At 63.4% G+C, this 12,208-nt stretch carries 8 protein-coding genes; 2 read left to right on the plus strand and 6 right to left on the minus strand.

Annotation, left to right across the window (positions count from 1 at the left end; translation table 11 throughout):
• Positions 1–112: 112 nt before the first annotated feature.
• Positions 113–2,857: a DNA mismatch repair protein MutS gene (mutS, locus tag BLJAPNOD_RS01090; protein WP_115418629.1), complete on the minus strand. Its 2,745-nt coding sequence runs from the start codon at positions 2,855–2,857 to the stop codon at positions 113–115.
• Between the two features lie 103 nt (positions 2,858–2,960).
• Between mutS and BLJAPNOD_RS01095 the strand changes: the two genes are divergently transcribed.
• Positions 2,961–5,246, plus strand: a complete 2,286-nt coding sequence (locus tag BLJAPNOD_RS01095; protein WP_115418630.1) for an NADP-dependent malic enzyme — start codon at positions 2,961–2,963, stop codon at positions 5,244–5,246.
• A gap of 346 nt (positions 5,247–5,592) precedes the next feature.
• Here BLJAPNOD_RS01095 and BLJAPNOD_RS01100 read toward each other — a convergent pair whose 3' ends face one another.
• The 5 genes from BLJAPNOD_RS01100 to BLJAPNOD_RS01120 all read right to left on the minus strand — a co-directional run bounded on the left by BLJAPNOD_RS01100 (position 5,593) and on the right by BLJAPNOD_RS01120 (position 11,426).
• Complete coding sequence (locus BLJAPNOD_RS01100; protein WP_115418631.1) at positions 5,593–6,483, minus strand: GNAT family N-acetyltransferase; 891 nt, start codon at positions 6,481–6,483, stop codon at positions 5,593–5,595.
• 120 nt (positions 6,484–6,603) lie between these two features.
• Positions 6,604–8,871, minus strand: coding sequence for an ATP-binding protein (locus BLJAPNOD_RS01105; RefSeq protein WP_115418632.1), 2,268 nt, complete (start codon positions 8,869–8,871; stop codon positions 6,604–6,606).
• A 55-nt stretch (positions 8,872–8,926) separates the two neighbouring features.
• Positions 8,927–9,418, minus strand: coding sequence for a signal peptidase II (gene lspA, locus BLJAPNOD_RS01110; protein WP_077502990.1), 492 nt, complete (start codon positions 9,416–9,418; stop codon positions 8,927–8,929).
• Positions 9,415–10,275, minus strand: a complete 861-nt coding sequence (locus BLJAPNOD_RS01115; protein ID WP_077502991.1) for an RNA methyltransferase — start codon at positions 10,273–10,275, stop codon at positions 9,415–9,417. Before BLJAPNOD_RS01115 ends, lspA begins: the two co-directional genes overlap by 4 nt.
• On the minus strand, positions 10,275–11,426 hold the full coding sequence (locus BLJAPNOD_RS01120) for a class I SAM-dependent rRNA methyltransferase (protein WP_115421079.1): 1,152 nt from the start codon (positions 11,424–11,426) through the stop codon (positions 10,275–10,277). The genes BLJAPNOD_RS01115 and BLJAPNOD_RS01120 overlap by 1 nt, the downstream gene beginning before the upstream one ends.
• Positions 11,427–11,740: 314 nt before the next feature.
• Here BLJAPNOD_RS01120 and BLJAPNOD_RS01125 point away from each other — a divergent pair, with 314 nt between their 5' ends.
• The gene (locus tag BLJAPNOD_RS01125) at positions 11,741–12,199 is read left to right on the plus strand and encodes a carbon monoxide dehydrogenase subunit G (protein WP_077502993.1); all 459 of its coding nucleotides are present in this window, start codon (positions 11,741–11,743) and stop codon (positions 12,197–12,199) included.
• Positions 12,200–12,208: the final 9 nt, after the last annotated feature.

Here is a 12,208-nt window from a genome sequence, read left to right on the forward strand (position 1 = left end):
GGGACCGTGCAGCGTTTCGAATTACTACCGGCTGATCGCCACGCCCTTTCGAGGCGCGCGGCGCTGTATAGCCTTTTTCATCGGCGCATGCACAGCAAAAACGGAGTGCCCGTCACCGAGCACTCAGTTCCTTCTTCAGCGCGTAGAGCGCGTCCAGCGCCTCGCGCGGTGTCATATCGTCGGGGTTGAGCGCCTTCAGCGCCTCGTCAACCCTGGAGTTCCCGGCGGGCTTGGCCTCTTCGCGGCGGATGGCCACCTGGAACAGCGGCAGATCGTCGATCAGCTGGCTTGCCGGGTTCTTGCGATCGGCGTCTTCGAGCTTGGCAAGCACGTCCTTGGCACGCGCCACCACCGAGGCCGGCAGGCCGGCGAGACGGGCGACCTGGATGCCATAGGAACGGTCGGCCGCACCCGGCCCGACCTCGTGCAGGAAGATCACGTCGCCGTGCCACTCCTTGACGCGCATGGTCGCATTCGAGAGCCGGCCGAGCTTTTCCGAAAGCACGGTCAGTTCGTGGAAGTGGGTCGCGAACAGGCCTCGGCAGCGGTTGGCCTCATGCAGATGCTCGACGGACGCCCAGGCGATCGACAGACCGTCGAAGGTGGCGGTGCCGCGGCCGATCTCATCGAGGATCACCAGCGAGCGATCGGTCGCCTGGTTGAGGATCGCCGCCGTTTCGACCATCTCGACCATGAAGGTCGAGCGACCGCGGGCAAGATCGTCCGAGGCGCCGACGCGCGAAAACAGCCGGTCGACGATGCCGATATGGGCGCTTGCGGCAGGCACGAAGGTGCCCATCTGCGCCATGATCGCGATCAGCGCGTTCTGCCGTAGGAAGGTCGACTTACCGCCCATGTTAGGACCGGTCAGCAGCCAGATCGCCCCGCCCTCTTCGCCTGATGGCGGCGACAGATCGCAACCATTGGCGACAAAGGCGTTGGACGCCTGGCGTTTCAGCGCCTGCTCGACGACGGGATGGCGACCGCCCTCGATGGCGAACATGCGCGTGTGGTCGACAACAGGGCGAGCATAGTTCTGTTCTTCCGCCAGGATCGCGAGGCCGGCTGAAACATCGACGGTCGCAAGCGCCAGCGATGCCGCCTTGATGACCTCGGCTGCTGCCACGACATCTGATGTCATCGCCTCGAAGGCAGCAAGCTCGATCGTCAGCGCCCGGTCGGCGGCGTTGGCAATCTTGCTCTCGAGCTCGGCAAGCGCAGTGGTGGTGAAGCGCATGGCATTCGCCATGGTCTGGCGATGAATGAAGCGGGCGCGGCCCTCGTCCGTGTCAGTCATCGAGCCGGCATTGCCCGCCGTCACCTCAATGAAATAGCCGAGCACATTGTTGTGCTTGATCTTCAGCGACTTGATGCCGGTCTCTTCGGAATATTGCAGCTGCAGCCCGGCGATGACGCGGCGCGACTGGTCGCGCAACCCCCGCACTTCATCAAGGTCGGCATTTGCCCCCTCGCGCAGGAAGCCGCCGTCGCGCTTGAGGAGCGGTAGTTCATCGGAAAGCATCGCATCAAGGTGATCGAGGACGGACGACGGCAAGGCGTCGATCGCTGTGCGCGCCTCGACAAGTTCTTCAGAAAGATTGCCCGAGGCCATCAGCCGCGAGATCGTTGCCGCCGCCCTGAGGCCGGCCTGGATTGCACCGAGATCGCGCGGACCGCCACGGCCAAGCGCCAGCCGTGACAGCGCCCGTGGCATGTCGGGCGCACGCCGGAGTTGGTCCCTGAGATCACCGGCAAAGGACGGTTGGCCGGCCAGGATCTCGATCGAATCCAGCCGCTGGTTGATACGATCCGGGTCGGTCAGCGGCGACATCAGCCGTTCGGCGAGAAGCCGCGCGCCGCCGCTCGTCACCGTCCGGTCGAGCGCTTTCAACAACGTGCCTTCGCGGGCGCCAGACAGGGTCTTGACCAGTTCGAGGTTGGCCCGCGTCGCCGGATCGATGAACAGTGTCGAGGCAGCGCTCTCGCGCTCGGGCGTGCCGAGTGCCGGGCGTTCGGCGAGTTGGGTCTTTTCGACGTAGGAGATGGCAGCGGATGCGGCCGCCATCTCGGCGCGCGAGAAGCTGCCGAAGCCATCGAGCGTCTTGACGCCGAAGTAGCGGGCGATACGGCCTTCCGCCGTGGCGCTGTCGAACAGCACGGCCGGTTGCGGCACCGCCACCCGGCCGAGCACGTCGAACACGGCACGCAGTTCCGGATCGTGGAAAACGGTGTCGGCGAGGATCAGTTCGCGCGGCTCGATGCGCAGGATATCGGCAAGCAGCCGGCTCTCAGCCGTTTCGGCGAGCCGGAAGACGCCGGTCGAGATATCGATCCAGGCAAGCGCATAGGCCGGTTCCGAACTGCTCTTGATGCGGGCGAGCGCCATCAGATAGTTGGTCTCCGACGGAGACAACAGCTTCTCCTCGGTGATAGTTCCCGGCGTCACCAGCCGGACGACGTCGCGGCGGACGACCGACTTGCCGCCCCGCTTCTTGGCCTCGGCCGGATCCTCGACCTGCTCGCACACCGCGACGCGAAAGCCGAGGCCAATCAGTTTCTGCAGATAATCGTCGGCCGCATGCACCGGCACGCCGCACATCGGGATTTCCTGCCCCATATGCTGGCCGCGCTTCGTCAGCGTGATGCCGAGTGCCCGCGAGGCTTCGACGGCGTCCTGGAAGAACAGCTCGTAGAAGTCGCCCATGCGATAGAAAAGCAGCGAATCCGGATTGTTCGCCTTGATCTCGATGAACTGCTCCATCATCGGCGTTGCCGTGGAGCGGCTCTCCTCGGTCGCCAGTTCGGCTGCAGAAAACACCTCGCCGGAGCGGCTCGATTGGTCTGTCACGAAATTCATGATTGTCCCGAAAAAAGAGATGGCACACTATCGCCAAGCAATTATAGACGACAACCATAAAGAGGCGCTCCGACAGGGTCGCCCACAGGAGGATGGAGGAAACATGCCCGGCACCGACAAGACCGATCGCACAATGACGAGCGTCACCGCGCAGGAAGCGCTCGATTTTCACTCGCAGGGTCGCCCCGGAAAGCTGGAGATTTCCCCCACCAAGGCCATGGCCACACAGCGCGACCTGTCGCTTGCCTATTCGCCCGGCGTCGCCGTGCCGGTCCTGGCGATCGCCGAAGACCCCTCCACCGCCTACGACTACACCACGCGCGGCAACATGGTCGCGGTCATTTCCAACGGCACGGCCATCCTCGGCCTCGGCAATCTCGGGGCGCTCGCCTCCAAGCCGGTCATGGAAGGCAAGGCCGTGCTGTTCAAGCGCTTCGCCGATGTCGATTCGATCGATCTCGAGGTCGACACCGAGAATGTCGACGAGTTCATCAACTGCGTGCGCTTCCTCGGCCCCTCCTTCGGCGGCATCAACCTCGAGGACATCAAGGCGCCGGACTGTTTCATCATCGAGCAGAAGCTGCGCGAGGTCATGGACATTCCGGTGTTCCACGACGACCAGCACGGCACCGCGATCATCGCCGCGGCCGGCCTCATCAACGCGCTGACCTTGACCGGTCGCGACTTCAAGACCACCAAGCTCGTCTGCAACGGTGCGGGCGCTGCCGCCATCGCCTGCATCGAACTGATCAAATCGATGGGCTTCAATCCCGAAAACGTCATCCTCTGCGACACCAAGGGCGTGATCTTCCAGGGCCGCACCGAAGGCATGAACCAGTGGAAGTCGGCGCATGCGGTCAAGACCGACCGCCGCACGCTTGCCGAAGCGATCGACGGCGCCGACGTGGTGTTCGGCCTTTCCGCCAAGGGCGCACTATCGGAGGACATGGTGCGCTCGATGGCACCGCGGCCGATCATCTTCGCGATGGCCAACCCGGATCCTGAAATCACCCCAGAAGAGGTCGCCCGCATCCGTGACGACGCCATCGTCGCAACCGGCCGTTCGGACTATCCGAACCAGGTCAACAACGTGCTCGGCTTCCCCTACATCTTCCGCGGTGCGCTCGACGTGCGCGCCTCGACGATCAACGATGCGATGAAGATCGCGGCGGCCGAGGCGCTCGCAAGCCTTGCCAAGGAAGACGTGCCTGACGATGTGGCAGCCGCCTACCAGGGCAACCGTCCGCGCTTCGGCGCGCAGTACATCATCCCCGTCCCCTTCGACCCCAGGCTGATCTCGGCGATCCCGATGGCCGTCGCCAAGGCGGCGATGGAGACCGGCGTCGCCTGCAAGCCGATCACCGATCTCGAAGCCTATGGCCGCCAGCTTTCCGCCCGCCGCGACCCGATCGCCTCGACGCTGCAGCGGATCTACGAGCGCGTCCGGCGCCAGCCGAAGCGCATCGTCTTTGCCGAAGGTGAAGAGGTGCAGGTCATGCGCTCGGCGATCGCCTATGCCAACCAGCAGCTCGGCACGGCGATCCTGCTCGGCCGCGAGGACCGCATGCGCGAGACGGCGGAGCGCGAGGGCATCGACCTCGACCGCCCCGGCATCCAGATCGCCAATGCCCGCGTTTCCAAGCGGGTCGGCGCCTATACCGACTATCTCTATGCGCGCCTGCAGCGGAAGGGCTACCTGTTCCGTGACGCCCAGCGCCTGATCAACAACGACCGCAACCACTTTGCCGCCTGCATGGTCGCGCTCGGCGATGCCGACGGCATGGTGACGGGCGTCACCCGCAACTACTCGACCGCCCTTGAAGACGTGCGCCGCTGCATCGACCCGAAGCCGGGTCACCGGGTCATCGGCGTGTCGATCGCGCTTTGCCGCGGCCGCACCGTGTTGGTGGCCGACACGGCCGTGCACGACATGCCGTCTTCGGAGGAGCTCGCCGATATCGCCGAGGAAGCGGCAGGTCTCGCCAAGCGTCTCGGTTATGTGCCGCGCGTCGCGATGCTGGCCTATTCGACCTTCGGCCATCCCTCGGGCGAACGCTCCGAGCGAGTGCGCGAAGCGGTCAACATCCTCGACAAGCGCCGGGTCGATTTCGAGTATGACGGCGAAATGGCCGCCGATGTGGCGCTCAATCCGAAGGTGATGGAGCAGTATCCCTTCTGCCGTCTTTCGGGCACGGCCAACGTGCTCGTCATGCCGGCGTTCCACTCGGCCTCGATCTCCACCAAGATGCTGCAGGAACTCGGCGGCTCGACGGTCATCGGGCCTCTGCTGGTCGGCTTCGACAAATCGGTGCAGATCGTTTCAATGTCGGCGAAGGATTCCGACATCGTCAACATGGCGGCGCTCGCGGCCTACAACGCCGGAATGTGACATCGGCGGACAATGTTCGATTTCGAGACACGCCTGTCCATCGATGGAGCAGGGCGTGCCGATCCGAAGCAGAAACAATATAGAACTGCTCACAAAAGAAGAGCTCGACACCCTTGGGAAAGGGGTCGAGCTCAATACATAATGGAAGACTTACTTCCTATGCGATGAAATAATGTGGAGGTAGAGCAAAATACACGCCAATCTCATTTGAATCTGGCGGCTCTCTCCGTTAATCTTTCTATTATTTCGTCATAAAACCAAAACTCTTCTTGACAAGACTATCGTCCCTTTCGAGGCCGAAAGTCAAATCCATCCTTAATATCTGGTTAATTGCGTCGGCTGCCTGTCAGGATACCGACGTCGCGAACCGCCCGGCATCCGCGCCGTAATAATTGAGGTAGCGGCCGGAGATGTTGCTGATCGGCAAAACGATCAGCACGTCGGTGGTGTGGAAGGCATGATCGACCACAGCGCCGTCGCCAACCATGGCCCCGAGGCGCATGTAACCCTTGATCAGCGGCGGCAAGGCGGCCAGCGCCTTCTTTGGATTGATGGCCTCGACCGGCATCATGTCCATCGTCCGGTGCAATTCGGGCCTCGCGGAGACGGCCCATTCGTCGCGCGCACGGATGTTGTGGTGAAGGAAGGAGAGCGCCAGCGCATGCTCGGCCGGAACGGTGCCCGGGAACGAGCCGCAGCCGAACATGGCATCGACGCCGTATCTCAATGCGTAGGCCCAGTTGCCCTGCCACAGCAGCTCCACCGTGCGCTTCGTGCGGTAATCCGGCAACACGCAGGAGCGACCGAGTTCCATGAAGCGTTTGTTGGAATGGCGTGAGAGAAGTGCGCCGACATCGAATTCCGAAGCGGAGTAGAAGCCGCCGGCCCGCTCGGCCACATCCTGGCGCAGCAGGCGATAGGTGCCGACGATCTGGTCTTCCGGATCGCCCTCGATCGCCGTGTCGAGCACAAGCAGATGGTCGCAGATCGCGTCCCAGCTATCAACGTCGCGCTTGCGACGATCGAGGTCGGCGCCGACCTGCGCCTTCATCTCCTCGACGAAAACCTTGTAACGCACCGCCTGTGCAGCATCGATCTCCGATGCGTTGCGCGCAAGCCGGGTCTCCAGGTTGGCTATTCGACCGAGAACGTCGGTCGCCGGGGCGGTCATTGTCTTGCCGACGCAAGCCTGAGAAGTGTCTACCACGCTCGTCGAATCCAGAAGCTCGATCGTCATCCGCGTCATCCCGAATCATTCGTATCTGCCGGGCTTAGACCACGTTTCTGCAACAACATAGTGACATGAAAACGGCGCACAACCCCTGCCAGGACGGCGATACCGTTACGACTTCAGCCCTTACCGTATCTCGAGAAGGCGGCTTATTTCCGCCATCAGCCGCTGCGGATCCGCGGGCTTGGGCAGCACGACATCAGCGCCGGCCGCAATCAGCCTGTCCCTCACTTCCAGCCGCACGTCGGATGTGAGCACGACCACCGGAAGACGCCGCCCCGGCCCTATGGCCTCGTTCTCGCGCAGGCGCCTCAACATCGAAAACCCGTCGCCGCCCGGCATGTTGAGATCGGTGACAACAAGCTCCGGCATCGCCTGGGACGGATCGCCTTTGCCGGAAAGGATCTGATCGACGGCACCAAAATCAGTCACCAAGCGAACCGTCAGTCCGGCGCGCTCCAGCACGGTGCGCACGATCAGTGCATTCACCGGATCGTCCTCTGCCAAAAGGATGCCGCGCGGGCTCTGTTTGGCGGGCGCAATCGTCGGCTCCTCCCGCAGGATCGGCCGGTTGTCGTTGATGGCGTCGCGTTTTTCGATGCCTTTCAGCCGCCCGAGCAGCACTTCGACCAACGACTTCTCGCGCAAGGGGCGGATCAGCCAGGCCTCGTAGCCGTCCATCTGGTCGACCGGATGGTTGTTGCGCTCCTCCGGATTGATCAGATAGGTCCGGCGCACGTCGAGGCGCGCCACCGCCGGCTGCAGGGCGAGAAGCTGCTTGAACTGACCGGCGTGGCGATGATCGACGATGATGTCGGTCAACGCAGCGCCGCCGGCAAGGACGTCCGAGATGACATTCTGCGCGGCGGCAAGCGTGGTTGCCCGATGGCAACGACCGCCGAGGGTGGCGATGGTGGAGGACAACGCAGCGGACGCCGGGCCATCCGGGGCCATCACAAGCACATGCGATCGGGCGAGCCTGACGCGCCGCTCCGGCGTGACACGCTCAACTTCGGCGAGCGGCAGGCGGATCTCAAAGCGGCTGCCACGCCCCGGTGCGCTCGATGCCGTCAGGCTGCCGCCGCAGGCCTGCATGATCCGACGCGAGATCGCCAGCCCAAGTCCCGTGCCCTTGGCGCGCTGCTCTTCATTTCCGGCTTGCTCGAACTCTTCGAAGATGCGCTTCAAATCGTCGCCCGACATACCCGGCCCGGTGTCGTCGATCAGGATGCGAACGCAATCCTCGACGATATCGGCGCTGACGAAAACCCCGCCGATCTCGGTGAACTTCACGGCGTTGCCGATGACGTTGAACAGGACCTGGCGCAGGCGCGCCGCGTCGAACTCCATCAACGTCGGAACGTCGGCGGTGACGGTTGCGCCGATCTCGATGCCCTTTTCGTGCGCCCGGTTCGACAGCATCTCGACGACACTCTCGATGACGCCACGTGGGTCCTGCCGCGATGGCCGGAACTGGAAACGCCCGGCAGACAGCGACGAGAAATCGATCAGGTCCTCGACAAGCTGCACCAGTGCATGGCCGGACTGCTGCATGCCGGCCAGATAGTTCTTCTGCTCGCTCGACAGCCGGGTCTGGCCGAGCAGATGGCTCATGCCGAGGATACCGGAGAGCGGCGTGCGGATCTCATGGCTGACGGTTGCAAGCAGTCTCGACTTTGCCTGGCTTGCCTCTTCGGCGCGGCGGCGCGCGTCTTCGCGTTCCCGCGCGGCGCGTGCCTCCTCCGTCACGTCGCGCGCGATGCTGTGGCGCATCAGCCGGCCGCTTGCCGGATCCCTTGCGATGACGTCGTGCCAATCGTAGAGGCGCAGCCCTTCAGGTGCCGCGATCCGGACGAGATAGTGATTGGGTTCGATCTTCGGCTCAAAACTGAGGCCAATGGCAGCACAGGTCAGCCCTCTTGCATCGTCAAGTCCGCAGGCGCGATGAAAGGCGGCATTGGCATGGACGATCTTGCCGTCCATGCCACGCATGATCGCCAGGTCTCCAAGCGCATCGTGGATGGTCGAAAGCAGCGCCGAGGTTTCCTGGCGATCCCAGTCGCCGTCCTGCCTGATTTCCGCACCCGTCCTGTCGCTGTCGACAGCCCTGATGCCATCGGCAATCAACAGCAGCACACCGGCAAGACCAGCCGCCGCAACCGCAGCGGAGAACAGATAGAGACCGGCGGCGATACCGATCGCCAACACGAGACCGGAGGCGATGACCCCGAGAGATGCCAGCGAAAGACGGCGCAGCGAGTATGCCGATGCGCCGTCCTTGGATACTGCTCCGGAGCCATCCGCCGTGCTGCCAGCCGGCATCGCGCCGCTGGGCCGGGCTTGCGCACCGAAACCGGATTCGATCTGCTCCAACAATCGTGACGGCTCGCTCATGCCACGTGGCTAACACGGCAAGCGTTCGAAATGGCTTCAACGCATCGATAAAATCTTAAGCGTTGGCCTTTTTCGCCTGCAGCAACTCGTCGAGAATGATCGCGCCGGCGCCAACGGTGATGAAACTATCGGCCAGGTTGAAGACGGCGAAGGACCATGTCTGCGTGTGAAACAGGATATAGTCGATGACGTAGCCGAAGATCAGCCGGTCGACGAGGTTGCCCAGCGCACCGGCAATGATCAGGGCATAGCCGAAATGCGCAAAGAACCTGTCCTTCGGCGTGCGCCGCCACAGCCACAGAACGAAGGCGACGACGACGAGACGCATGCCGACGATGAACCAGCCTTCCATGCCCGACAGCATCGAGAAGGCGACACCGTAATTGTAGGTACGGTAGAGCGCCAGCATCGGCACGACAGGAACCGCTTCATTGAATGGCAGATAGGCCTCGACCAGATACTTGATCAGCTGGTCGGCGGCGAGTGCCAAGGCGATGAAGACCGCGATCGGCAGCGGCCTCGAAAACAGGACCTGCTTTTCGCTCATGCGCCGGCATCCAGCGCCAGCAGATGGCGTCGCGCCTCAAACAGCATGATGCCGGTGGCGATGGCGAGATTGAGGGAATCGGCGCGCCCTGCCTGCGGAATGCGGGCAAGCGCTCCGGCCTCGCGGGCAAGCTCTTCGGGAAGGCCAGCCTGTTCGTTGCCCATCAAAAGCACCACCGGCTTCGACTTGTAGTCGATCGTCCGGTAGTCGACCGAACCGGCAAGATGCGTGGCCACGACTTTGACGCCGGCCTGCTTCTGCCATTTGACGAAGTCGTCGGCGCTGGCGCGCACGATCGGCATGGCGAACACCGAACCCATGGTCGCCCGCACGGTTTCGAGCGAGAAAGGATCCGTCGTTTCCCCAACGAGAATGATGCCGGAGGCGCCGGCCGCATCGGCCGTGCGGATAATCGTGCCGAGATTGCCGGGATCACGAACGCGGTCGAGCGCCACATAGGTCTCGCCGAGCTCGGGGCGGATATCCTTCAGCGCCCGGTAGCGCTGCTCGAAGATCCCAACGACCATCTGCGGATTGTCGCGCCGGGTGATCGTCGACAGCACCTTCTCGCTGACTTCCAGCACCAGCCCGCCGCGGGCAAAGGTCTTGGCCGCCACCTGTTCCACATGCGGCTTGCCCTTGGCGGCCTTGGCGTAGATCAGCGTCTTGATCTTCCAGCCGAGATCGAGCGCGTCGATCACCAGCTTCAAGCCCTCGGCCATGAAGGACCGCGTCTCGTCGCGATGCTTCTTCTGCGCCAGCAGCTTGATGTCTTTGATGATCGGATTGGTGAGGCTGGTGACTTCCTTCACCTGCCCGACCCGGCCTGCGCCGTGTTCGCTTCTGTCATTGCTCATTACGGCACCCAGCGGCTGAAGAGAGATGTCGAAAGCGCCCGTCCCGGCTCGCGGCCGTCGAGCCCGCCTTCGCGGATGATGAGTTCGCCCGATTCGACCCGGCCACCACGGCCGCGCATCGTCTCGCGCATCAGTTCATGGATCGAGTAGAAACTGGCCCGGATCGAATAGGCCGTCAGCACCAAGCCGCGGGCCTCGGGCGACAGGATCTCGCGGCAGATGTCGAGCATCGCCGCCAGATGGTCGAAAAGTTGCCAGACCTCGCCGTTCGGACCACGCCCGAACTTCGGCGGGTCGGTCAGGATGATGTCATAGCGGCTGCCGCGCCGCTCCTCGCGCTGGATGAACTTCATCGCGTCGTCACAGATCCAGCGGATCGGCAGCTTTTCAGCGCGCGCCAGTGCCTGGTTCTCCCGGGCCCAGCCGATCGCCTTCTTCGAGGCGTCGACATGGGTCACCTCGGCGCCGGCCCTGGCGGCGATCAGCGAGGCAACTCCGGTATAGCCGAAGAGGTTGAGGACCTTGAGCGGACGGCGGGACGCCTCCACCTGATCCTTCACCCAACTCCAGTGCGCGAGCTGCTCGGGAAACACGCCGACGTGGCGGAAGGAGGTGAAACGGCCGTGGAAGTCGGTGCCCAGTAGCTGCATCGGCCAGGTCTCGCCAAGAACCGCCCCTGGAAACCGCCAGCGGCCCATGCCGTCCTCGTCGGTATCGCCGGTGAAGATCGCGTCGGCGTTTTCCCACACGCTATCGGGCAGGGTTCGCGGCCAGAGCGCCTGCGCCTCGGGGCGCACGATGCGATAAGGTCCGTACTGCTCGAGCTTTTCGCCGGCGCCGCTGTCGATCAGATGATAGCCGGAAACGCCCGACGTCTCCAGAATAAGCGGCACATGTTCGCCCGGCTTGTCGCCGGAGCGGCGGGGGATGACGCGAACCGGAGCCTCGCTTTCGGCCTGTGCCCGCGGCGGCCTGTCGCGCGGCTCTACGGCTTTTGCCGTCGCCTGGACGGCGGCACGCTCCTTGAAGTCGCCTGACTTGGCAAAAGGTGGACGCTTCTTGTCAAGGCGGCCACCACCACGCGCCTCGGCTCCGCGGCCCTTCGCCGTCGTCACGGAGGCATTCTTCGACCGCCGGTCCTTTTCCTTCACGCTGAGATCCCTGGGCTTTGTTTTGTCACGAGGCGCTGCCCTTGCGAATATCGGATGCAATCGGGCCGGCACCATGAGGTATGCCACCGCACCCCGGAATTCGAGGCGAGGCGTGTCTAGTTGCTGCAAATAGCACCGCTCATGCTCTTGGCAAAGCCGTTTCCGATTTGCCAAGATCAGTGCGGGAGCGAGAGTTGCATCAATCCATCGGTCGAAAACGAATTCAGGACAGGATTGCAAGGCGAATTCAGAGAATTACATGAACCTTCGCGCGCCCTGCTGGCCGCGCGGCACTGTCAATGGGAGGAATGCGCATGGACATGACCGGCGAAGAACGCATCTCGGCACCGCGTGATGCCGTTTGGCGTGGCCTCAACGACCCGGATATCCTGAAGCGATGCATCCCCGGCTGTCAGTCGATCGAGATGAAATCGCCGACCGAGCTTTCGGCAGTGGTCAAGATCAAGATCGGTCCGGTCTCGGCCTCCTTTACCGGCGACGTCATTCTGTCAAATCTCAACCCGCCCGAAAGCTACACGATTTCAGGCGAAGGCAAGGGCGGCATTGCCGGTTTTGCCAAGGGTGGCGCGGATGTGACCCTGGTCGACGACGGTGCGGAGACGCTGCTACGCTACGACGTCAAGGCGCAGATCGGCGGCAAGCTGGCACAGCTCGGCTCCCGGCTGGTCGATTCGACCGCCAAGAAGCTGGCGCAGCAGTTCTTTACGGATTTCAGCGCCGCTGTCGGTGGACCTGCGGAAGCGGTCGGCTAAAGGGCGACC

Origin of the sequence: Ensifer sp. M14 (genome assembly GCF_003355565.1) — a bacterium.
Lineage (GTDB): Bacteria > Pseudomonadota > Alphaproteobacteria > Rhizobiales > Rhizobiaceae > Ensifer.